Here is a 23,767-nt window from a genome sequence, read left to right as displayed (position 1 = left end):
CCATCCTGCTTTCCTAGGCCTTGTGCCTAGGACCCATCGCTCCGTGGCCGATGAGCCGATCAGGTGATCGCCCGCGCTGGCGGAGTTCACCCGGAACGCCCAAACCAAGCCGACCCATGGGTCCTAGGCACAAGGCCTAGGAAGGCGAAATAGGTTGGCTCGGCTTGGGTCCCCGCTTTCGCGGGGATAAGCGGATGAGGGGCTACCGCGCCTTCACGTCTCGCGCGGCCTTGGTCAGCTGCACGAACTCCGCCCGCAGGCCGTCGGGGTCTTCGCCGCGCGCGCCTTGGGCCAGCGCCGTGACGGCCGGCCAGTCGAAGCCCTCGTCCACCCACGGATCGCCGCGCAGCTTCTGGCCGTAGGCGGCGACCGCTACCGCGAACCGTGTGGATTCCGGCGCCGCCGACAGGCTGGCGAAGGTGTCCGCCTTGCCGATCGGACGCTCGATCAGCTTCGAGGTCGTGCCGCCCGGCGGCTTGTAGCGCACCTTGAGGAAGGCCAGCTCGCCGCTCGCGACGGGCGCGGTCTTCTGCTCGCCATAGCGCAGCGGATCCGACGAGGGTCGCGCGCCGACCGGGGTGATCTCGTACAGCGCCGTCACCGACGCGCCCGAGCCGACCTCGCCGGCGTCGACCTGGTCGTTGTTGAAGTCCTCGCGGTTCAGCAGGCGCGTCTCGTAGCCGATCAGGCGGTACTCCGCGACCCGCGCGGGATTGAACTCGACCTGGATCTTCACGTCGTCGGCGATCGGGAACAGGCTGGCCTGGAAGTCGTCGCGCAGCAGCTTGCGGGCCTCGTTCAGGGTGTCGACATAGGCGGCCACGCCGTTGCCGTTCTGGGCCAGGGCCTGCATCATCGTGTCGTTGTAGTTGCCGCGTCCGAAGCCGTAGACCGACAGATAGACGCCGCTCTTGCGCTGGTCGGCGACGAAGTCCTTCAGCCGCGTCGGGTCGGAGATGCCGACATTGAAGTCGCCGTCGGTGACCAGGATCACCCGGTTGACCGACCCCTTGGTGAAGTTCTGTTTGGCCAGGGCGTAGGCCAGTTCCAGCCCCTGGCCGCCGGCCGTGGAGCCGCCCGCCTGCAGCGCGCCCAGGGCGCAGCGCATCTTCAGCTTCGAACGGCCGTCGGTGGGCGACAGCACCGCGCCGGCCGAGCCGGCATAGGCGACCATCGAGACCCGGTCCTGCGGCCGCAGCTGGTCGATCAGCACGTTCAGCGCCTTCTGGGCCAGCGGCAGGCGGTCGGCCCCCATCATCGAGCCCGAGGTGTCGACCAGGAAAACGAGGTTCAGCGGCGGCGCGTCGGTGCGCGGCGTCGCATAGCCTTGCAGGCCGATATGCAGGATCTGGCGCTCCTTTGACCACGGCGAGGGGGCGACCGCCACCGTGGCGCGGAACGGCGTCTCGGCGCTGGCTGGGCGGGCGTAGCCATAGTCGAAATAGTTCACCAGCTCCTCGACCCGGATGGCGTCGCGCGGCGGGGCGCTGCCGTCGTTGAGGAAGCGGCGGGTGTTGGCGTAGGCGGCCGTGTCGACGTCGATCGAGAAGGTCGAGACCGGCTCCTCGGCCACGCGCTTGACCGGGTTGGCGGCCGCGTTGGGGTAGCGCTCGGTGTCCATCGCCGTGGGCACGTGCGGCGATCCGCTGATGATCGCCGGGGCGGTGAAGCGCGATTGGACTGGGGGGATCGGCAGCGGCGGCGGAGGCGTCATGTTCGCCGCTGACGGCGGCGGCGGAGGTGGCGGTGGCGGAGGGGGCGGCGGCGCGCCGACCCGGGCTGAATACTCCGCGACAGGAGCTCGGCCGGTGACGCCGGACACGCGCTTGCGGACTCCCGACACGACGACATCGTCACGGCTCGAGGGCGCCGCGAAGCCCAGGGCCGCGCAGGCCTGCGGCGTCACCACGCCGTCGCCGGGGACGGGCAGGGCCGAGGCCGGCGACGCGCCGACCACGGCCAGGGACAGGATACTGACGCCCGCGAAACGAAGACTGCGACGAACCATGGCCGATCTCCCTGACCTGTTATGCCTTGTCATTTACAATCGTAATATGACGAAAGCTGGGCGTTAGGAAGATCAACCTAGGGGTGATGTCGGCTCCGGTCTACGGCGCGATCGTCTTCAAGAACTGCGGCGGCTTGCGGTGGTGCGTCGCCTGCTCATAGGCGTAGCCCAGGTTCAGCAGCAGCTTCTCGCTCCAGGCCGGGCCGATGAACGACAGGCCCACCGGCAGGCCGGTGACGGCGCCCATCGGCACGGTCAGGTGCGGATAGCCGGCCACGGCGGGCAGGGTGGTCGACGAGCCGCCATAGTTGTCGCCGTTCAGCGGATCGATGGTCCAGGCCGGGCCGGTGGTCGGGGCGATGATGGCGACCGCGCCGGTGTCCTTCAGGATCTTGTCGATCCCTTCCGGGCCGGCCAGGCGCTTGGAGTCCGCCAGGGCCTTCAGGTACTCAGGATCGGTCAGGCCCTTTGTCTTTTCGGCCCGCTCGAAGCTCTCCTGGCCGAACCATTCGAACTCCTTGGGGGTGGCCTTGTTGAAGGCGATCAGGTCGGCCAGCGTGCGGCTGGGCACCTTCTTCGGGTCGGTCGAGGCCAGGTAGGCGGCCATGTCGGCCTTCAGCTCGGTATAGAGCACCGTCCCCTCGGCCTTGCCGATCGGGCCTTCGTCGAACTCCTTCACGTCAACCAGGATCGCGCCCTGGGCCTGCAGTTCCTTCAGGGCCTGCTCGAACACCACATCCAGCTTGGGCGAGTAGCCGGTGTAGAACCGGGCGACCGCCAGCTTGACGCCCTTCAGCGCGTCCTTGGACAGGCCGGCGGCATAGTCGGTCTTGCGGGCGTCGGCCTCCTTGGTGGCCGGGTCGGCGGGGTCGCTGCCGGCGATGACGGTCAGCACCTTGGCGGCGTCTTCGACCGTGGTGGTCATCGGGCCGGCGGTGTCCTGGCTGTGGCTGATCGGCACGATGTGGGTGCGCGAGACCAGGCCCACGGTCGGCTTCAGACCCACCAGGCCGTTGATCGCTGCGGGGCAGGTGATCGAGCCGTCGGTCTCGGTGCCGATGGCCAGGGGCGCCAGGCCCGCCGCCACCGCCGAACCCGAGCCGCTGGACGAGCCGCAGGCGCTGCGGTCCAGGACGTAGGGATTGCGCACCGTGCCGCCCACCGCGCTCCAGCCGCTGATCGACTTGGACGAGCGGATATTGGCCCATTCCGACAGGTTGGCCTTGCCCAGCATGACCAGGCCCGCGTCACGCAGGCGCTTGGCGATGGGCGCGTCGCGGCCGGTGACATTGTCCTTCAGCGCCAGCGAGCCAGCGGTGGTGGCCAGGGGATCGGCGCTCTCGACATTGTCCTTCAGCAGGATCGGGACGCCGTGCAGGGGCGAGCGGACCTTGCCGGCCTTGCGCTCGGCGTCCAGGGCCTTGGCGTCGGTCAGGGCGTTGGGGTTCACCGCGATGACCGCATTCAGGACGGGGTTCTTGTCCTTGATGACCGCCAGATAGCTCTTGGTCGCCTCTTCGGCGGTCTGGGCGTGAGCGGCCCCGGCGAGCAGCGCGAGAGCGGCCGCGCCAGCCAGGCAGGCGATCTTGGTCATGAGCGTTTCCCCGAACTAGGATCGGGACCCTGGCCCGAAACCTCGCCCTTCGACAAGCTCAGGGTGAGGTTTCTACTGAAGAGCCTCAAAAGTAGCCCTCACCCTGAGCTTGTCGAAGGGCGAGGGCGGCTCTTCAGACGAAGATCGCCACGTTCTGCCGCGCCAGGATCAGCGGGCGGCCACGGCTGTCCCACAGGTGCATCTCTTGCGTCGAATAACCCTCGGCGATGGTCTTGGACTTGCTGCGCAGCAGGCGCCAGCCGTCGTCGTCCTCACCGGGCAGGCCGACCACATCCAGCGCCCAGGTCATGGTCGAGATCGGGCCGAACTTCTGGAACAGAGTCATGGCCGGCGGCGGCGGGGCGTCGCCTAGGGCGATCAGGGCCGAGAGCGAGGTCGCGGCCGCATCGCGGTGGCGGATCCACAGCAGATATTCCGGCGGCTCGCCCGTGCCCGGCCGCCCGCCGCCGGCGACGCGGAAGTCGAACTGGCGGATGAAGCTGGGCGCCTGGCTGGTGTCGCCCTTGTGGAACGGCTCGCACTGATCGGGCGGTGCGACGGCGGGGCAGGGGGCGTCGGCATAGGCCGGAATGTGTGACTCGCGGCCCGCGCCGAAGGTCAGGGTCCCGTGGGTGGCCACGCCCTGCTCACCGACCAGGTCGACGCTGGCGAACAGGGTCGACTTGCCTTGGCGCAAGGTCCTGACCTGCATCGACAGCTCACCGGCCGCCGGGCCGACGAAGGCGAACTGGGCCGAGCGCAGCGGCGGCGCCTCCGGGAACGCTCGCTGGGCCGCCTCGACGCACAGCGCCGCGCTGAGGCCGCCATAGGTGGTGCGGCCCTGCTTCCAGTCGTCGGAGACGTGGGCGGAAAAGCCCGTGTCGGTGGCGGTGATGGCGGCGACGAGGTCGGTGTAGTTGGTCATGAAACGAAGGTTCGTTTTCTTTCGCTACGGAAGTCAAGCGGCTGTCGTGCTAGCTGAACCGCATGACCACGCTTCGCACCGAACGGCTGTTGCTGCGCCCCGCTCGCGAGGAGGACCTCCTGGCGATCCATGCGATCCATGCGATCCTGAGCGATCCGCGCGCCACGCGGTACTGGTCGACGCCGCCGCATGCGACGCTGGAGCAGTCACGGGAGTGGCTGGCCGGCATGATCGCCATCGACCCCGCCGAGGGCGAGGACTTCGTCGTCGAGCACGACGGCGCCGTGATCGGCAAGGCCGGCTTCTATCGATATCCGGAGGTTGGTTTTATCTTCCATCCCGACCACTGGGGCCGGGGCTTCGCGCGCGAGGCGCTGAGCACGGTGCTGGATCGCGGCCTCGCGTCACGACCACAGGCGATCGCGGACGTGGACCCGCGCAACGACGCCAGCCTTAAGCTGCTGACGCGCCTGGGGTTTGTCGAGACGGGACGGAAGGAAAAGACCTGGCTGGTCGGGGAAGAATGGTGCGACAGCGTCTATCTGAGCCTGGACGCCGAGACGTGGAAGGCTAGTGCAGCGTCCCGCTAGCCTGGGCGAACCAGGCCCCGAACGTGCGGGCTTCCTGATCGTCCTGCTGCTCCTCGATGGCCATTTCTTCCAGCAGGATGGCGGCCAGCAGCCACTCTTCGAGCTCGGTCTCGGTGGCGCGCCCTTCCTCGAGCGCGACCTTGACGGTCTCGATCAGCCATTCGACGGCGGCTTCGGTGGTCTTGGTCATTGGCGCGTTTTTCCTGAACCAGCGCCGATAACCATAAGCTGTACCCGGCCCGAGCACCCTGCGACATAAGGTCAATGGGGGCGGGCAGGGTGTCGCAGGCCGCCCGCGCCCTTAAAGGACGCGGACGGCGCGCAGGGCCTATTGGCCCTTGAGCTTGCGGTCGAAGAACTCCAGGTGCTTCGTCAGCACACTGAGGCCCTTCGTCTTGCTGCGCGGCGCGCTGTGACGCTCGCCGGGGTAGAGCGCCATCTCGAACGGGATGGCCTTGGCCTGCAGGGCCGACATTAGCCGGGTGCTGTTCTCGAAGATGACGTTGTCGTCGGCCATGCCGTGCAGCAGCAGCAGGCTGCCGGGCGCCAGCTTGCCGATCCGGGTGTTGAGATCCGAATAGGCGTAGCCGGCCTTGTTCTCGTCCGGCTTGCCCATGTAGCGCTCGGTATAGGCCGTGTCGTACAGGCCCCACTCGGTCGGCGGGGCGCCGGCCGCGCCAGCCTTGAACGGGGTGTTGTCGGCGGTCAGCAGCATCAGGGTCATGAAGCCGCCGTACGACCAGCCCATCACGCCCAGCTTGTCGGGGTCGACGTAAGGAAGGCCGGCCAGGAACTTGGCGCCCAGCAGCTGGTCCTCGACCTCGACCGTGCCCAGGTTGCGATCCAGGGCGCGCATGAACTTGGCCGAGCGGCTGCCGCTGCCGCGGTTGTCGATCCGGAAGACGACATAGCCGGCTTCCAGATAGGTGCGCTCGGACACGCTCTGCCAGGTGCGCTTGACCTGCTGGGCGTGCGGGCCGCCATAGACCGCCAGCAGAGCCGGGTACTTCTTGCTGGCGTCGAAGTTCTGCGGCTTGAGGATCTCGTAGTACAGGGTCTCGCCGTCGGCGGCCTTCAGCGAGCCGTATTCCGGAACCGGCAGGGTCGAGGCGTAGGGCCAGTAGGGGTGACCCTCGGCCAGCTTGTTTTCCTCGATCCAGCGCACGCGCTTGCCGGTGTTGTCGTACAGCGCGGTCTGCGGCGGGGTCTTGGGGTCTTCATAGGTGCCGGCGAAGGCGCCGCCGCTGGCGGCGACCTTGGCCGACCACCAGCCGCCGGCCGAGGTCAGGGCCTTGGGCTTGCCCGGCTTGGCGTAGGACACCTCGTACAGGCGGCGCTCGATCGGCGTGTCGATCGAGGCGATGAAGATCGCCACCTTGCGGTCCTCGTCGACGCCTTCCAGCCCGGCCATCGGCCAATCGCCTTTGGTGATCTGGGCGATCTGCTTGCCGTCTGCGGCGTAGCGATAGAGGTGGGTGTTGCCGTCCTTCTCCGACGACCACAGGAAGCTGCCGTCCTTCAGCGGATAGAAGTCGTCGCGCGCCTCGACCCAGTGGGCGTCGGTGTCGGTGACGAGCGTCTTGGCCGCGCCGGTGGTGGCGTCGAAGGCGATCAGGTCGATGGTTTTCTGGTCGCGCGACAGACGCTGGGCGTAGACGGTCTTGCCGTCGGCCGACCAGTCGACGCGGGCCAGGTAGATGTCCTTGTTGGCGCCCAAATCCAGCTTGCGGACCTGGCCCGAGGCCAGGTCGCGAACGAACAGCTCGACGACGGCGTTGGGGCGGCCGGCGCGCGGATAGCGCTGCTCGACCACAGTGGCGCCGCCGGGACCGATGTCGGCGCGCGGCACGACGTCGACGGTGCTCTCGTCGACGCGGGTATAGACGATGCGGCTCTCGTCCGGGCTCCACCAGTAGCCGGTGAAGCGGTCCAGCTCTTCCTGCACCACGAACTCTGCGACGCCGAACGACAGGGTGTCCTTGCCCTCGGTGGTCAGGGCCGTTTCGGCCCCGCCTGCCAGCGGCTTGATGTAGAGGTTCTGGTCGCGGACGTAGCTGACGAAGCCGCCCTTGGGTGAGACCTTGGCGTCGACCTCATCGCCCGGCGTTTCGGTCAGGCGGGTGACCTTGCCGTCGGCGACGCTGTCCAGATAGAGGTCGCCGTCCAGCGGGACCAGGATGAAGCGGCCCTGCTTGTCCCAGCTGTACTCGACGATGCCGCGGGCCGAGACGCGGGCGCGTTCGCGGCGGGCCTTCTCGGCTTCCGACAGCTCCTTGGCGCCTGAGGACAGGGCGGCGCTGTCAATCAGGCGATAGGGCTCGCCGCCCTTGACGTCGGCGGCCCACAGGTCCTGGACGTTGGCCGCTTCCGGCTTGCCCTTCAGGTAGGTGACCCGCTTGCCGTCCGGCGACAGGGCCACGCCCTTGGCGGTGGGACCCGACAGGCTGGGATCGGCGAAAACCCGTTCCGGGGTGAGTTTTTCCGCCAAAGCCGGCGTGGACAGGGCGAGGACGGCCGCGAGCGCCGTGAGCGAGGGCTTGATCATGGCGCGGGACGCTATGCGCGAGCGTCGCCGTTGTCAGCAGGGAATGTGTTTCAGCGCTGCAACGGCCTTTAGCGACACATCCCTTGCACCGCCGCCAAGTCGATGGGTTGGGCCGGGACCGGCAGGCCTTTGGCCTTCAAGGCGTCCTCCAGGGTGGTGGGCTCGGGCGGCAGGCTGGGGTCCACGTCTGTCTTGTAGAACGGGTGGCCCTCGGCCTTCTCCAGCGTGGTGAAGCCGTAGCCCTTGTCCTGGTAGAGCTTGAACAGGCGCGTGGCCATGCGGGCCTCGAAGGCGCCGCCGTGCATCAAGAGGACATAGGGGATGTCCTTGCCGTACAGGGTCTTGGCCATGGCGCGCGAGCGGTCGGCGACGGCCGCCGCGCCGTCCAGATAGATCGTCTCCAGCTGGGCGATGGCGGCCTGGTCGTTCTTGGCCACGCAGCGGGCGTAAGGATCGCTGAAGGCCCAGTCGCCGAAGCTCATGGTGACGCTGGCGATCTTGTACTGGTTGGCCGCCAGCCAGGCGCGGACGGCCAGGCGCTTCTCGGGCGTGTCGCCTTCCGACAGGAACGGAAAGCGCAGCCAGCGCCAGTCCTGACCGGCCATCAGGTCTTTCAACATCGGCTCGTTCTTGGCGGCCTCGTCCGCGAACTGCTCGGGCGTCAGGCTGGCCAGGTTCTGGTGCGACCAGCCGTGGTTGCCCAGCGGCTGGCCAGCTTCGCGCCACAGCTTCAGGGCCGCGTCGGAGCCGGGTTCGCGCTCGGTCTGGACGCCGTTGATGAAGCCGAATGCCGGCGCCTTGGCCTCGGCCGAGGCCTTCAGCAGATCGGTCGCGATCTGGGTGCGGGTCACGCCGGACGGCATAGCCGCGTGGGCGGGAAGGTCGTCCCAGGTGAAGGCGATGACGGGCTTGTCAGCGGCGTGAGCCGTCGTGGCGACCAGGGCGAGGGCGGCGGCGAGGACGATGCGCATGGCTTATTTGCTCTCGAACAGGCTCAGCGGAATCGCGTCCGCCATGGCCTTGTAGCCGGCCAGATTGGGGTGAAGGCCGTCATTGTCATAGGTCTTCAGCAGATAGGTCGGGCGGGCCGGGTCGCGCAGGGCCTTGTCCCAGTCGATGACGCCGTCGAAGTTTCCGGGCGCGCGGATGAAGGCGTTGATCGCCTGGCGGTCGGCCTCGCTCTCCGGGCCGGGGTGGTAATAGGCCGAGCCGGAATAGGGCAGGATGGTCGCGCCGATGACCTTGATCCCCCTGGCGCGGGCGCGGGTGATCATCTGGCGGTAGGCGCCGGTGACCTGCTCCACGAGCGCCTTGTGGGCTTCCGGCGTCGCGGGCGCGTCGCGGGTCAGGACGCCCAGGTCGTTGACACCCTCCAGCAGGATCACGTGGGTGACGCCGGCCTGGCTGAGGACGTCGCGCTCGAACCGCGCCAGGGCGTTGGGGCCCAGGCCATCGAGCAGCACGCGGTTGCCGCCGATGCCGAGATTGAGAATGCCCAGGTTCTTGCCCTTGAGGCGCTCCAGCAGGCCGTCGGTCCAGCGCAGGTTGGTGTTGGGCTGGACACCATAGCCGTCGGTGATGCTGTCGCCGAACGCCACGATCGCGCCAGCCTTCTGCGAGACCACGTCGACGCTGGAGATCTGGAACCAGCGGTCGGCGGTCTTGGCCCCCGGCAGATCGGCGTCGGCGGTGTGGTCGCCGGCCAGGACGTAGGACGTCGCCCGCGAGCCGGGGTGGCCCGTCTGGACGCTGGGCGCGGCGGGATAGTGCAGGCTGATGGCCAGGCTGGTCAGCGGCGTGACCTTCAGCGTCATCGGATCGGACCAGTAGTCGGCGCCGGCCGGGATGGTCACCTCGGCGCGGCCCGAGAAGGTCAGGGCGCGGTCGGTGGACGGTTCGATGCGGGCGCTGTTCAGGGCCGCCGAGACCGCCACGCGGGCGGCCTTGATGGTCAGGGGCTGGGTCCCGAAGGCGTTCGACAGCCGCACGCGGATCTTGTCGCCGCCGATCGACAGCCGCACGACCTGGCGCAGGGTGGCGTCGGGATAGTCCTCAGGCGCCAGGCTGTTCTTGGCGTCCGGCGCCATCTGGGCGCTGGCCCAGCTGCCGACCCACTTAAGGCTCTTGGGGGTCTCGGCATGGGCGGGCAGGGCAAGCGCAAAGGCCAGACCAGCGGCGATCAACGCAGGCCGCGCGAACATCTTCATCAGCGTTTTCTCCCGCCCCGACTTGCTGTCGGTAGCGGTAACATTGGTATGACCTCCAGGCCGCGCCGTAAAGCGTCGCGAGCGATCAAAGTGCGGCAGGTCGCCGCGCCGGTCAGGAATCGCTTGCATCTACACTGATGGTAGCGCTATCAGCATCCCGTGAGGCGCCGAGCGCCTCTGCCCTTCCTGGGCGTTTCCTCCCTATAAACTTTCAGCCCGGTCGTTTTGGCCGGGCTTTTCTTTTGCGTGTCACCGCTGGCACGGGGTGAAATCAGGTTACCGGCAGTTTGTAGAACTTGGCCGCGTTGTTGAAGAAGATGTCCTGCTTCTGATCCTCGGTGAGGAAGGTCGCGGCCTCGACCGCGTCGATCGACAGGCCGATGGCGTCGGGCCAGAACATGTGGTCCGAGCCGAACATGATCCGCTTGCTGTGACCTGCCTCGACCAGCTGGCGCAGGATGCCGTGGAAGGCCGGACGCGGCAGCAGCCAGGCCAGGGCGCCGGTGTCCAGATTGACGTTCGGATACAGCATCAGGATGGCGATGGTCTCGCCCAGATAGGGCCAGCCGCCGTGCATCAGGTTCAGGCGCAGCTTGGGATGCCGGTTCAGCGCTTCCTCGACATATTCCGGGTTGCCCAGCCGGGCCCGCGCCGTGCGGCAGCAGGCGTCGAAGGTCGTGCCGCCCGGCATGGAGCCGGTGTGCAGGGCCACGGGGATGTCGAACTCCTCGGCCAGGGCCAGGTAGGGCTCGTACTTGGGATCGCCCAAAGGTAGGCCGGCATATTGCGCGGTGACCTCGCCCAGCACCTTGATGCTGCCGTCGGCGAAGGCCTTGCGCAGCACGTCCAGCGGCGGCAGCGGGGTGTCGTCCGAGCCGCGCACGCCGGCGCCGGCGATGAAGCGGGCCGGGTCGCGATCGTGCCAGTCGGTCGCCGCCTTCAGCCGGTCGCCGTCGCCACCGCTGACCACGCCCATGACCACGTTGCGGCGCTTCATCTCGGCGATGCAGGCTTCCATGTGGTCGACGCCGGTGCGGATCGGGCTCTTTTTGCCGGTGATCGGATTGACGATCGGGTCGTCGAAGACCGTCGTCGCCGGATAGGCGTGCATGTGCACGTCGATGATCCGGCGCGGCTTGGCCGGGGCGGCGAAGGCGGTGGAGGCGGCCAGGGCGCCCGCGCCCGCCAGGAAGGTTCTGCGTCCGAAGGTCATGGATCTCTCCCCGAGTTACATCTGTGAACTGGGGTAGCGCGGGCGGCGCGAACGCGAAATGACCCCGGAGGTCATGACGCCGAAGCGTCGCCATTTCGACGTCCGATATTGCAAATCAATCGCAAAAGTTATACCCGCCGCCGGACCTTCGTTGCCCGGATCCGCCCATGTCGTCTCAAGCCGCCCGTCTCGCCGCCGTCTCCTTGCTGGCCTTGGCCTGCGCCACCGCCGCCCACGCCCAGTCGGGCGCGAGCACGACTGACGTCGACCAGGTGGTGATCACCGCCGCACGCACCAGCCTGCCGGCCAGCGCCCTGCCGCTGACGGTGGACGTGATCAACAACGAGACCCTGGGCCAGCAGGTCGCCATCGGCGGCTCGATCGTCGACGCCATCTCGACCCTGTCGCCGTCGTTCTCGCCCACGCGCCAGAAGCTGTCGGGCTCGGGCGAGAGCCTGCGCGGCCGCTCGCCGCTGTACGCCATCAACGGCATTCCGCAGTCGACCCCGATCCGCGATGGCTCGCGCGACGGCTATACGATCGACCCGTTCTTCATCGACCGCGTCGAGCTGATCTACGGCTCCAACGCCCTGCAGGGCATCGGCGCCACCGGCGGCGTGGTGAACCAGGTGACGGTCGGCCCGCCGCTGCGGGACGGCGTCTCGGGCAAGGTCCTGGCCCAGACCACCCTGGCCCACAAGCTGGGTGACGCCATGGGCGGCAAGCTGGCCGGCCTGGTCGGCTGGCGGGAAGGGGATTTCGACGCCACGGTCGGCGTCGCCTATGACGCGCGCGGCGCCTTCTACGACGCCAATGGCCGCCGCATCGGCATGGACAACACCCAGGGCGACGTCCAGGACTCCAAGACCCTGTCGGTGTTCGGTCGCTTCGGCTGGCAGATCGCCGAGAACACCCGCCTGGACCTGGTCGCCAACCGCTTCGAGCTGAAGGGCGACGGCGACTATGTGACCGTCACCGGCACGGCCGTTGCGCCCACCGACGGCAATCGCGCCACGCGCCTGCCCACCACCGCCTATCGCGGCGTCGTGCCCGGCATCCCGGCCGCCAACCGCGTCGAGACCGTCTCGGCCCAGCTGACCAGCGACCTCTATGGCGGCAACTTCACCGCCCAGCTGTTCTTCAACCGCTCGCGCGACACCTTCGGCGGCGACAAGAACGCCACCTTCCAGGACGTCAGCATCGCCCCGAACGGCACGCTGTTCGACCAGTCCTCGAACCGCTCGCGCAAGCTGGGCGCGCGCGTGAACTACGAGCGCACCGTGCCGGGCATCAAGGACCTGACGGCCACCGTCGGCGTCGACGCCCTGACCGACACCACCGCCCAGCTGCTGGTCGCGACCGGCCGCGCCTGGGTGCCACCGACCAAGTTCGAGAGCGTCGCCCCGTTCGTGCAGGGCAACTACGCCCTGTTCGACGGCAAGCTGCGGCTGGCCGGCGGCCTGCGCTTCGAGAACGTCCAGCTGAAGGTCAACGACTTCACCACCTTGGCCTTCTACGGCGCGCGCAAGGTCGGCGGCGGTAATCCCGACTTCAAGGCCACCCTGGCCAACGGCGGCGTCGTGTTCGAGCCGGCCCACGGCATCCGCTTCTATGGCAGCTATGCCGAGGGTTACACCGTGCCGGACGTCGGCCGCATCCTGCGCGCCATCAATGTCGCCAATGTCGATGTCGACACCTACCTGGCCGTCGAGCCGATCGTGTCGAACAACCGCGAACTGGGCGCCGAGTACAAGCGCGGCCCGTTTGACGCCAGCGTCGCCTATTTCTGGTCCTCGTCCGACCTGGGCCAGCTGCTGGTCAAGAACGCCGGCGGCATCTTCGACGTCCAGCGCCAGAAGGTCGCCATCGAGGGCCTGGAAGTGAACGTCAAGGCCAAGACCCCGATCGAGGGTCTGGACGTCTCGACCGGCTATGCCCGCTTGCGCGGCAAGACCGACACCAACGCGGATGGGACGCTGGACACCTATCTGGACGGCGCGAACATCTCGCCCGACCGCCTGAACCTGGCCGCAGACTACCGCACCGGCAAGTGGGCCGTGCGCGCCCAGGTGCAGAAGTACATCTCGCGCAACATGCAGACCGCGCTCGTGAAGGACGACTTCGAGGGCTACACGGTCGCCGACGCCTTCGTGCGGTACGAACTGCCGGTCGGGGCGGTGTCGCTGGGCGTCCAGAACCTCTTCGACAAGCAGTACCTGACCTATTATTCGGACACCAGCCTGCCGACCAAGGACAAGATCTACGCCGGTCGCGGCCGCACCGTGACCCTCGGCTGGGAAGCCCGTTTCTGATGAAGACCCTGCGCCTGCTGCACCGCTGGACCGGCGGCCTGATCGGATTGCTGCTGGCGCTCCTGGGCTTCACCGGCGCGCTGCTGGTGCACGAAGACGCCTTCCTGCGCGCCACCGTGCCCCACGCCGCCGACGTGCAGCGCCAGGACGCGGCGACCCTGGGGGCGATGGCGACCAAGGTCTTCGCCGCTAAGGACCGGCCGCGCTCGATCGTCCTGGCGACCGAGCGGATGGGCCTGCACAAGCTGGCCTACAAGAAGGAACAGCAGGCGGCCTTCGCCGACCAGGACGGGAACATCGTCCAGGCCTGGACCTCCAACTGGGCCCGGCCCGAGGTCTGGATCTTCGACTTCCACCACCACCTGTTCAACGGCGACGCGGGCGAGATCGTCGGCGGGATCGCCGGCCTGGCGGGTCTGGGTTTCGTGATCACCGGCCTGATCCTGTGGTGGCCGACGCGGCGGATGTTCCACATCCGTCTTTGGCCCCGGATGATGAAGCGGGCGGCCATCGTCCATCATCACCGCGACCTGGGCGTGCTGATCGCGCCGCTGCTGATCCTGTCGCTGACCACCGGCGCGGCGATGAACCTGAAGTGGTTCTCACAAGCCCTGCGCGAGCCGTTCTCGTCGGCGGCGGTGATGGAGAAGGCCTCGGCCGCGCCGAAGATCAAGGGCGGCAAGCTGGCCAAGGACCTGGACTGGACCCAGGTCATCGGCCAGGCCCAGGCCCGCTTCCCCGGCGCCGAGGTGCGGACCATCGGCCTGCCGGCCAAAGCGGGCGGGCTGATCGGCATCCGCCTGCGCCAACAGGCCGAGTGGCTGCCCAACGGCCGCAGCATGGCCTGGTTCGATCCGGCCACCGGCAAGATGGTCGGCAGCCGCGACGCCCAAGCCATGCCGCTGGGCTCGCGTATCGCCAATCTCGACTTCCCGCTGCACGCGGCCAAGGTCGGCGGTCTGCCCTATCGCCTGGTGATGACGGTCTCGGGCCTGACGATGACCCTGCTGGGCACGCTGGCGGTCGTGACCTTCTGGGGCAACCCGACGGGCGTGCCCAAGCGCAAGAGGCCCAAGGCGAAGGTCAAACCAGAGGCCGTCGCGGCCTAGGCGCACCGCGCACGAAAAAGGCCGGGAGGTTTCCCTCCCGGCCTTCGTCGTTTCGATCCTGACGGACCTTAGAACGTCTTCTTGATCGACACGTAGAATTGACGCGGCGCGGCCGGCAGGACCGTCATGGCTTCACCCTTGGTGTCGCTGTTGACGAAACCGCCCGAACCGATGGTCGAGATGTAGTCCTTGTCGGTCAGGTTGGTGACATTGGCCTGGACCTCGAAGCCCTTGCCCCAGCTGTCCTCGGCGAAGCGATAGCCCACCGTCAGGTCGGCGACCGTGGTCGAGGGGACTTCACCGCCGATGTTCTCGTAGGTGTAGTAACGCTTGTCGGTATAGGCCACGCCCAGCTTGCCGAAGAAGCCGGCCTGGTCGAACGCGATCTCGCCCTTGAAGATGTTCTTGGGCGTGTTGACCACGGTCTTGCCCTTGGTGCGGGCCTGCAGCTTGCCGTCCAGCGAGACGACGTCGTTGTCGTACTTGGAGTCGTTGTAGGTGTAGGCGCCGTACAGGCTCCAGGCGTCGGTGATGCGATAGGTGCCGGCCAGCTCGACGCCCTTGGTCTCGACCGAGCCGACGTTCGACAGCACCGGGGCGTTGCCCTGGATCGACGAACCCTGCTGCACCGCCAGGATGCGGTTGTCGAAGGCCACTTGATAGACGGCGGCCACGCCCTGGAAGCGGTCGGTGCGATAGCGCGCGCCGGCTTCGAAGGTCTTGGAGCTTTCCGGCTTCAGCTTGGTGGCGACGTAGTTGACGTTGTCCTGGTTCAGCGAGCTGAACGGACCCGAGGTGGCCGCCGAGACGTAGGCGCCCATGTTCTCGGTGTAGCCGCCGAAGATTTCGAAGTCAGGCGTGGCCTTCCAGACGAAGCCGGCCTGCGGCAGGAAGTTGTCCTTGCTCTGGATCTCGCCCGACAGCGGGTTGCCGACGACGGTGGTCACCGCGTTGGTCACCTTGATCGACTTGAAGCCGAAATTGATCTTGAAGGCGTCGCTGATCGTCCACTCGTCTTCCAGGTGGGCGACCGTGGTCTTGGTCTCGAAGCGGTACTGCCACTGGGTGAAGAACGGGTTCTCCTGGAAGTCCAGCGCGTCGCGCGAGGGCTTGGAGATCGTCTCGCCGTAGAAGCGGCGGGCCTGGTTGAAGTGGTTGATCTCGTGCCAGCCGCCGACGCCGATGCGGTGGGCGCCGATGTCGATCGTCAGGCCGCCGGTGATGCCGCCGCGGCTGATGTCGTACTCGGTGGTGCGGATCGACAGCGGGGCGGCGTCAGAGCCGGCCGTGCCGAAGCCCGGCGTCGCCGTGTAGGGCGTGTACCACAGGCCCTGGCCCTCGTTCTTGTGCTCGTAGGCGGTGACGTCCAGCTTGACGTGGTCGGTGATGTCCAGGTTCAGCTTGGCGCCGAACAGATCGTCGTCACGGATGCCGGCGCCGGCGTAGTAGGCGTCGTCCACGGTGGCGAACGGCGCGGGCAGGGCGGTCCCGGTCTGGTAGGCGCGGGCGGCGGCGATGGCCAGGGCCCAGTTCGGCTGGGTGTTGTCCCAGTTGCGGCCCAGGCGGCGGATCATGTCGAACGACAGGTCCTGGTAGTCCTGCTCACGGCGTTCCGAGCGGTGGTAGAAGCCGGTCAGGTCGCCGCGCTCGCCTAGCGGCATCACGACCTTCAGGTCGTACTGGCGCTGCTTCTGCTCGCCGCCGCCCTTCCACTTGTCGGCCTTCTGGTCGGCGATCGACAGGTAGCCGCGCAGGCCGCCCAGCTGCTCGATGGCGCCGGTTTCGAAACGGCCGAACACGCGGTGCATGCTGTCCGAGCCGCCGGTCAGGTCGATCTCGCCGCCCATCTTTTCCGACGGATCGCGCGAGAAGAACTGCAGCGTGCCGCCCAGGTTCGAGGTCGAGGCGGTGCCGAGGGCGCCCGCGCCCTGGGCCAGCTCGACGCGGCCGATGTTCTCGGTGGCGGTGGCGCGGCTGATGTGCAGGCCGTTGTGGTTGCCGTAGGTCATGTCGCCCAGCGGCACGCCGTCCAGGGTGAAGCCCAGCTGGTTCTGGTTGAAGCCACGGATCGAGATGCGGGTCGACCACTCGTACGCGCCGAAGGCGTCGGCCGACTGGAAGGTGACGCCCGGCAGCTTGTCGACGGCCTTCAGCGCGCTGGTGCCGGCGGCTTCCAGGCCGATGGCGTCGTCCTTCAGCGTCTGGACCTGGCGGCTCTGGCCTTGGCCGATGACGATGACGGCGTCGACTTCGGAAGCCTCGGCGGGCGCGGCGGCCGGGGCGGCGTCGGCGGCGGTTTCGGCGGCGAAGGCGTGGCCGGCGAAGAGGAGCGCGCTGATGGCGGCCCCCAGCATCAGGTGGTTTTTCATAAGCTTCTTTTCCCCTTGCCGACGCGGAGAGACGTCGACCTGGGAAGCTCGGCTAACAGCGGTCCACGACGGCGCGGCGACGGGAGCGTGTCGGCTGTCCGACAGTCACGCGACTAAACCATGACGGTAGCGCTATCGCGGATAGGACGATCCGACCCCGCCACGATTGCGCGAAGCGGCCTGGACCGCTATTTCAGCGGCCAATCCCCGAAACCCTCGTCCAGCGAGCACGCGAGCCCTCATGGCGCAGCAATACATTTTCCAGATGCAGGGCCTGACCAAGGCCTATCCCGGCGGCAAGAAGGTCTTCGAGAACATCTGGCTGTCCTTCTATTCCGACGCCAAGATCGGCGTGGTCGGCGTCAACGGCTCGGGTAAGTCGACCCTGCTGAAGGTCATGGCCGGCCTGGACAAGGAATTCTCGGGCGAGGCCAAGGCCGCCGACGGCATCAAGCGCGGCTACCTCCCGCAGGAGCCCGTGCTGGATCCGACCCTGGACGTCTGGGGCAACGTCATCGCCGACTGCGAAGAGAAGCAGATCTTCGACCGCTACAACGCGCTCGCGGCTCAGCTGGGTGAGGAATACACCGACGAGCTGATGGAGGAGATGACCAAGCTGCAGGAGGTCATCGACGCCAAGGACCTGTGGGACATCGATTCCAAGGTCGAGATGGCCATCAACGCCCTGCGTTGCCCGCCCAACGACGCCAGCATCGCCGACCTGTCGGGCGGTGAGAAGCGCCGCATCGCCCTGGCCCGCCTGCTGCTCAGCAAGCCAGACATGCTGCTGCTCGACGAACCGACCAACCACCTGGACGCCGAGTCGGTGGCCTGGCTGCAGCATCACCTGGAAGAGTTCCCGGGCTGCGTCATCCTGGTGACCCACGATCGTTACTTCCTGGATCAGGTCACCAAGTGGACCCTGGAACTGGATCGCGGCAAGGGCGTGCCCTACGAGGGCAACTACTCGGGCTGGCTGGAGCAGAAGCAAAAGCGCGTCGTCCAGGAGCAGTCGGAATCGGAAGCCCGCCAGCGCGCGCTCACCCGCGAACTGGAATGGGTCCGCAGCTCGCCCAAGGCCCGTCAGTCCAAGTCGAAGGCCCGTCTGGCGTCGTACGACGAGATGGTCGCCGCGCAGGAAAACGCCCGCGCCGCCCAGACCCAGGCCCACATCCAGATCCCGCCCGGCCCGCGCCTGGGCAGCCTGGTGCTCGAGGTCAACGGTCTCGAGAAGGAGTACGGCGACAAGGTGCTGTTCAAGGACCTGTCGTTCCGCCTGCCGCCGAACGGCATCGTCGGCGTCATCGGCCCGAACGGCGCCGGTAAGTCGACCCTGTTCAAGCTGATCACCGGCCGCGAGCAGCCCGACCAGGGCACGGTCAAGGTCGGCGAGACCGTCAAGCTCTCGTATGTCGACCAGTCGCGTGACGCCCTGGATCCGAACAAGACCATCTGGGAAGAGATCAGCGGCGGCACCGACGTGATGATCGTCGGCAAGCGCGAGATCAACAGCCGCGCTTACGTGGGCTCGTTCAACTTCAAGGGCGGCGACCAGCAGAAGAAGGTCGGCCTGCTGTCGGGCGGTGAGCGCAACCGCGTCCACCTGGCCAAGACCCTGGCCACCGGCGGCAACCTGCTGCTGCTCGACGAACCGACCAACGACCTGGACATCGAAACCCTGCAGGCCCTGGAAGAGGCGCTGGAAGAGTTCGCCGGCTGCGCCGTGGTCATCAGCCACGATCGCTGGTTCCTGGACCGCCTGGCGACCCACATCCTGGCCTTCGAAGGCGACAGCCACGTCGAATGGTTCGAGGGCAACTTCGAAATGTACGAAGAGGACAAGAAGCGCCGCCTGGGCGCCGACAGCCTCATCCCCAAGCGCATCAAGTTCCAGAAGTTCGCGCGCTAAGGCGCCGAACTTTCGGGCCTCGGATGAAGGGCGACGGCGCAGGCCGTCGCCCTTTTGCGTTCCGGCGTCAGTACGATTGACGAAACCTCGAATTTTAGGGCACAGCTGGGCTCAATTTTAGGTGGCGTTAGTGACTTTTGAGCCTGCGCCGCGATCCAAGCTCGGGGTCACGACATGGCGAATCTGACGGGTACGGCATTCAACGACACCCTGGTCAGCACCGCGGGCGATGATGTCCTGGACGGCGCCGGGGGCGTCGACACCGCCTACTACGGCAACGCGACCGCCGGCGTGACCGTGGACCTGACGATCTCAGGCCCTCAGGCCACAGGCGGGGCCGGTTCGGACACGCTGCTCAATATCGAGAACCTCACCGGCTCGGCCTTCAACGACAAGCTGACGGGCGACGGCGGCGCCAATCTGTTGAGCGGCGGCGGCGGCAACGACACGCTGCTGGGCGGCGGTGGTGACGACACCCTGCGCGGCGGCGCGGGGGATGACGTGCTCGATGGCGGCGCGGGCTATGACTATGCCGACTACAACGACGCCACGTCGGCGGTGACGGTCAGCCTGGCCGTGACGGGCTCCCAGACCACCGGCGGGTCGGGGCAGGACACCCTCAGCGGTATCGAAGGCCTGCTGGGCTCCGGCTTCGCCGACGTCCTGACCGGCGACAACGGCGCCAACAAGCTGTTCGGCGGCAATGGCAATGACACGCTGCGAGGCGGCGCGGGGGACGACACCCTGGACGGCGGCAATGGCGACAACATCCTCGACGGCGGGGATGGCTTCGACACCGCCGACTACAGCCAAATCTACTACAATCTGAGCGTCGACCTATCGCAAAGCACGGTCTTCATCATCTCGTCGGGGCGCGACACCCTGAGCAGCATCGAACGGATCGTCGGCGGCCTGGGATCCGACACGATGAAGGCGGGCGCCACGGGCGTAACGCTGGTCGGCGGCATGGGCCACGACAGCCTCTATAGCGGGGCTGGCGACGATACGCTGGACGGCGGCGACGGCGACGACCAGTTCTATCTGGGCGCGGGGGCCGACAAGGTCATCGGCGGCGCGGGCCGTGACACGATCAACTTCGTGGCGGACGCCACGGCTCTGAACATCGACCTGACCACGCTCTGGGCGACCGGCCAGTATGCTTCAGCGGGGCTCAGCATCACCGAGGTCGAAGTGCTGGGCCTGGTCACCGGCGGCGCGATGAATGACACGGTCGTCGTCGGCGAAGCCTACGTCAGCGCGACGACGCTGAACGGCGGCGGCGGCGCTGATCGTCTCACGGGCGGGGGCGGCAGCGACACCATCAATGGCGGCGACGGCGACGACGTCCTGACCGGGGGCGGCGGACGCGACTACATTACGGGCGGGGCCGGCGCCGACACGCTGAACGGCGGCGCGGGCGACGACGTCCTGATCATCGACGCCAGCGATCGCGCGATCGACGGCGGCGCGGGCGTGGACAGCCTGTCGTTCGAATGGGGAACGAACAACTACGGCGCGCAAGCCCTGAACATCGACCTGACCAACCTGTGGACGGGCGGCGCCGGCCTGATCAACGGCGCCGAGATCCGGGGCGTCGAGAAGATCGAGGCGTTCAACGGCAGCCAGATGGCCGATCGGGTGATCTGGGGGGCAGGGCCCGCCGACGGCTCGAACGGGCTCAGCGTGAGCCTGGGCGCCGGAGACGACTACGCCGTCGGCGGCGCGCTCGGCGACAACCTGAATGGCGATGCCGGTAACGACACGCTCTATGGCGGCGATGGCGGCGACTTCCTTTCGGGCGGCGAGGGTCTTGACTGGCTGTACGGCGGCAACGGCGACGACACCTTCTATGTCAGCTACAACGACACCATCGACGGCGGCGCGGGGCGCGACGTCCTGCGGGGCTTCAGCGGCGCGTCGGCCTGGAATATCGATCTGCGAGGCCTGTGGAGCGGCGGGGTCGGCACGGTCAATGGCGGCACGATCGCCAATGTCGAGGATACCTACGACATCTCCGGCTCCAACGACGCCGACACGATCATCGTCGGCGATGGGCTGGTCACCCAGATCACCTACTACTACGGCGAGATCATGGGCCGCGAGGCCTATAACGGCCTGATCCTGCGGGGCTACGCGGGCGACGACACGATCGTCGGCTCGGGCGGCGCCGACAAGATCTATGGCGGCCTGGGCGCGGACAAGATCAGCGGCGGCGCGGGCGACGACACCATCGTCTTCGACGGCAAGGACACCGTCGACGGCGGGGCGGGGATCGACACCCTCGTGATCGGCGATTGGTACTCCCGATCCGGCGAAGCGCTGGACCTGGACATGACCGGCAATTGGGAGGGAACCGCCGGATCCAAGATCACCAATATCGAGCGGTTCTACGGCGGCTACGGCAGCGACTACAGCGACCGTATCGTCATCGGCGACAAGTACACGCTCAATGGGATCGAGATCTATGCCGGCTCCGGCGACGACGTCGTGGTGGGCACCGGGGTCGCCGATACGATCAACGGCGCCGACGGCGCGGACCAGCTGTCGGGCGGCGCGGGCGATGACGTCCTGAGCGGCTCCATCGGCAATGACTTCCTGGATGGCGGCGCCGGCAACGACACCGCCGTCTTCGACGGCAACGCCTCGGACTACAGCTGGACCCTCAATAGCGACGGGTCGCTGACCGTGCGGGACCTGCGCGATCCGGCCACCTACGCCTATGCCTATAGCGGCGTCGACACGCTGCGCGGCATCGAGGTGCTGCGCTTCTCGGACAAGTCGATCACCCTGGCCTCCCAGGCCGGCGTGACCCTGACCGGCACGGCGGGCGCGGACCAGCTGACGGGCGGCGCCTATGACGATGTGCTGAACGGCATGGGCGGCGACGACCTGCTGACCGGCGGCTTGGGCGACGACGTCCTGGACGGCGGCGACGGCACGGACATCGTCAGCTATGCCGGCGCGCTGGGGCCGGTGTTCATCCAGCTCCTCCTGTCGGGCCAGCAGAATACCGGCGCGGGCCTGGACAAGCTGATCTCCATCGAAGGGGTCATCGGCAGCGCCTATGCCGACAAGCTGTACGGTTCTCGTGGCGCCGACATCCTCAAGGGCGGCGCCGGCGACGACGTGATCTACGCCGACAACGGCGACGATACGGTCGATGGCGGCGACGGCTACGACACCGTCGAATTTAGCGGGTCCTCGACCAACTATTCCATGACCCAGTCGGCGGATGGCTCGTGGGTCGTCACCGACCAGAGCGGCCTGTTCCAATCGGGCCGCGACACGCTTTTCAATGTCGAAGCGCTGAAGTTCCAGGACCGGACGATCAACCTCAAGGACCCGGCGGGCGTCATTTCGGGTAGCGCGGGCGACGATGCGCTGCTGGGAACGCCGGGGAACGACATCTTCAAGGCTGGCGCCGGCAACGACTCCATCGCCAGCAGCGCGGGCGACGACACCTATGATGGCGGCGAGGGCAACGACCTCCTGGGCTTCAACAACGCCTCGCGCGGGATCACCGTCGACCTGGCCGTCTCGACGCCCCAGGAGACAGGCGAAGGTCGCGACACCTTCATCAGTATCGAGAGCATCATCGGCAGCCGGTTCAACGACGTTTTCCGCGGCACGGACGGCTACAACCAGCTCAACGGCGAGAACGGCGACGACCTGATCGAAGGTCGCGGGGGCGACGACAACCTCAGCGGCGGCGCCGGCAACGATGTGCTGCGCGGCGGGGCCGGCAACGACATCGTGTCTGGCGGATCCGGGGACGATCAGCTCTTCGGCGACGATGGCGACGACGCCATTGTTCTGTCGCCCGAGACGACGGGTGTGGGCGCGGGAAGCGACACCGTCGATGGCGGCGCCGGCTTCGACACCATCATGGCCCCGTTCTTCGACGGTGGCGTCGTCATCGACCTGGGCCGGACCGATCGGCAAATGATCGCCGAGGGCGCCTGGGTAACGCTCAAGAACGTCGAGAACCTGACCGGTTCGACAGCCTCGGACCGCCTGACCGGCGATGCTGGCAACAATGTCATCACCGGCTGGGAAGGCGACGACGTCATCGACGGCGGCAAGGGCGTCGATACGGTGGTGATGCGCGGGGCGAGCACCGACTTTACGGTCACCTGGACGGGCGATGGCTGGAAGATCGCCGATCGTCGCCCTTACGCGCCGCCGTCGTCACCTCAAAACTACGAGGGCGTCGATACGGTGCGGAACGTCGAATACATCAGCTACAGCGACAAGACCGTCGCGCTCGGCGATGGCATGATGTTCTTCGTCGGCAATATCCTGCGCAATACCGGGGGCGCGAGCGGCGTGCTGGCGAGCGACCTGTCGGCGCGGCTCGACAGCGGCGCCCTGACCCAGGCCGCCGCCGTGACCGAGATCATCAAGGCGGCCGGCGCCACGACCTCGGTGGCGACCCTGGCCTACGAGTTCTTCACCGGGAAGATCCCGGGCAGCGCCGGGATCGACTATCTGGTCTCGCCCACCGGCCCGAACGCCAACAACCTCAACAGCGCCTATTACCAGAGCTTCAATCTGGAGAACCGCTACATCAACTTCGCGGTGAACCTGGGCAAGAACGGCGAGGGCAAGGACGCTTTCCTGGCCAAGTACGGGTCGCTGAGCTTCGTCGACGCCACGCGCGAGGCCTACAAGACCATCTTCGGCGCCGCGCCTTCGGACACCCAGATCCACGCGATGATCGACACGCGCGTCGACTACTTCGCGACCTATGGCGGCGACGGGCGTGAAGGCATCGGCACCAAGGCGGCGATGGTCGGCTGGCTGCTGGCGGAGGCGCAGAAGGCCGACCTGGGCGTCATGGTGCGCTCCAATGACGCCTGGCTGGCGGACCTGGCCGACGGCTCGGCCCCGTTCACGATCGACATCCTCGATCCCGCCAAGGGCTACTACAAGGCCGACTTCGTCTTCGGCGGCGGGTGACCACCGGGACGGCCAGGCCGTCCCGGG

14 protein-coding genes are annotated in these 23,767 nt (G+C 67.5%); 5 read left to right on the top strand and 9 right to left on the bottom strand.

Annotated features, from left to right (window positions below):
* Positions 1–202 precede the first annotated feature (202 nt).
* The 3 genes from AC1RRR_RS23665 to AC1RRR_RS23655 all read right to left on the bottom strand — a co-directional run bounded on the left by AC1RRR_RS23665 (position 203) and on the right by AC1RRR_RS23655 (position 4,527).
* A complete protein-coding gene (locus AC1RRR_RS23665) occupies positions 203–2,008 on the bottom strand; it encodes a vWA domain-containing protein (RefSeq protein WP_492816732.1) in 1,806 nt (601 codons plus the stop codon).
* A gap of 100 nt (positions 2,009–2,108) precedes the next feature.
* Positions 2,109–3,602 (bottom strand): amidase, encoded by a 1,494-nt coding sequence (locus AC1RRR_RS23660; RefSeq protein ID WP_492816730.1) that lies wholly within the window; start codon positions 3,600–3,602, stop codon positions 2,109–2,111.
* Positions 3,603–3,735: 133 nt separating this feature from the next.
* Positions 3,736–4,527 carry a thioesterase family protein gene (locus AC1RRR_RS23655; RefSeq protein ID WP_492816728.1) on the bottom strand — a complete coding sequence of 264 codons (792 nt, stop codon included), beginning with the start codon at positions 4,525–4,527 and terminating at the stop codon, positions 3,736–3,738.
* 62 nt (positions 4,528–4,589) lie between these two features.
* Between AC1RRR_RS23655 and AC1RRR_RS23650 the strand changes: the two genes are divergently transcribed.
* The gene (locus AC1RRR_RS23650) at positions 4,590–5,117 is read left to right on the top strand and encodes a GNAT family N-acetyltransferase (protein ID WP_492816726.1); all 528 of its coding nucleotides are present in this window, start codon (positions 4,590–4,592) and stop codon (positions 5,115–5,117) included.
* Here the strand turns inward: AC1RRR_RS23650 and AC1RRR_RS23645 are convergent.
* The 5 genes from AC1RRR_RS23645 to AC1RRR_RS23625 form a co-directional block, all read right to left on the bottom strand.
* A complete protein-coding gene (locus tag AC1RRR_RS23645; protein WP_492816724.1) occupies positions 5,098–5,307 on the bottom strand; it encodes a hypothetical protein in 210 nt (69 codons plus the stop codon). The two genes, AC1RRR_RS23650 and AC1RRR_RS23645, sit on opposite strands and share 20 nt — an antisense overlap.
* A 138-nt stretch (positions 5,308–5,445) precedes the next feature.
* Positions 5,446–7,662, bottom strand: a complete 2,217-nt coding sequence (locus tag AC1RRR_RS23640; RefSeq protein ID WP_492816722.1) for a S9 family peptidase — start codon at positions 7,660–7,662, stop codon at positions 5,446–5,448.
* 68 nt (positions 7,663–7,730) lie between these two features.
* Complete coding sequence (locus AC1RRR_RS23635; RefSeq protein ID WP_492816720.1) at positions 7,731–8,633, bottom strand: polysaccharide deacetylase family protein; 903 nt, start codon at positions 8,631–8,633, stop codon at positions 7,731–7,733.
* 3 nt (positions 8,634–8,636) lie between these two features.
* Complete coding sequence (locus AC1RRR_RS23630) at positions 8,637–9,869, bottom strand: SGNH/GDSL hydrolase family protein (RefSeq protein WP_492816718.1); 1,233 nt, start codon at positions 9,867–9,869, stop codon at positions 8,637–8,639.
* 271 nt (positions 9,870–10,140) lie between these two features.
* Positions 10,141–11,082, bottom strand: coding sequence for an amidohydrolase family protein (locus AC1RRR_RS23625; RefSeq protein ID WP_492816716.1), 942 nt, complete (start codon positions 11,080–11,082; stop codon positions 10,141–10,143).
* Between the two features lie 167 nt (positions 11,083–11,249).
* On the opposite strand from AC1RRR_RS23625, the gene AC1RRR_RS23620 reads away from it, so the two are divergent.
* Positions 11,250–13,394, top strand: a complete 2,145-nt coding sequence (locus AC1RRR_RS23620; protein ID WP_492816714.1) for a TonB-dependent receptor — start codon at positions 11,250–11,252, stop codon at positions 13,392–13,394.
* Positions 13,394–14,503 (top strand): PepSY-associated TM helix domain-containing protein, encoded by a 1,110-nt coding sequence (locus AC1RRR_RS23615; protein WP_492816712.1) that lies wholly within the window; start codon positions 13,394–13,396, stop codon positions 14,501–14,503. Before AC1RRR_RS23620 ends, AC1RRR_RS23615 begins: the two co-directional genes overlap by 1 nt.
* Before the next feature lie 68 nt (positions 14,504–14,571).
* Here AC1RRR_RS23615 and AC1RRR_RS23610 read toward each other — a convergent pair whose 3' ends face one another.
* Positions 14,572–16,872 carry a TonB-dependent receptor gene (locus tag AC1RRR_RS23610; RefSeq protein WP_492816710.1) on the bottom strand — a complete coding sequence of 767 codons (2,301 nt, stop codon included), beginning with the start codon at positions 16,870–16,872 and terminating at the stop codon, positions 14,572–14,574.
* Between the two features lie 241 nt (positions 16,873–17,113).
* On the opposite strand from AC1RRR_RS23610, the gene ettA reads away from it, so the two are divergent.
* Both ettA and AC1RRR_RS23600 read left to right on the top strand, forming a co-directional pair.
* Positions 17,114–18,781 (top strand): energy-dependent translational throttle protein EttA, encoded by a 1,668-nt coding sequence (ettA, locus tag AC1RRR_RS23605; RefSeq protein ID WP_492816708.1) that lies wholly within the window; start codon positions 17,114–17,116, stop codon positions 18,779–18,781.
* Between the two features lie 174 nt (positions 18,782–18,955).
* Complete coding sequence (locus AC1RRR_RS23600; RefSeq protein WP_492816706.1) at positions 18,956–23,740, top strand: hypothetical protein; 4,785 nt, start codon at positions 18,956–18,958, stop codon at positions 23,738–23,740.
* The last annotated feature ends 27 nt before the right edge of the window (positions 23,741–23,767 follow it).

Source organism: Caulobacter sp. GW821-FHT12D05 (assembly GCF_058807295.1).
Note: the sequence above shows the minus strand (reverse complement) of the source record. Positions and strands in the feature narration are given on the sequence as shown.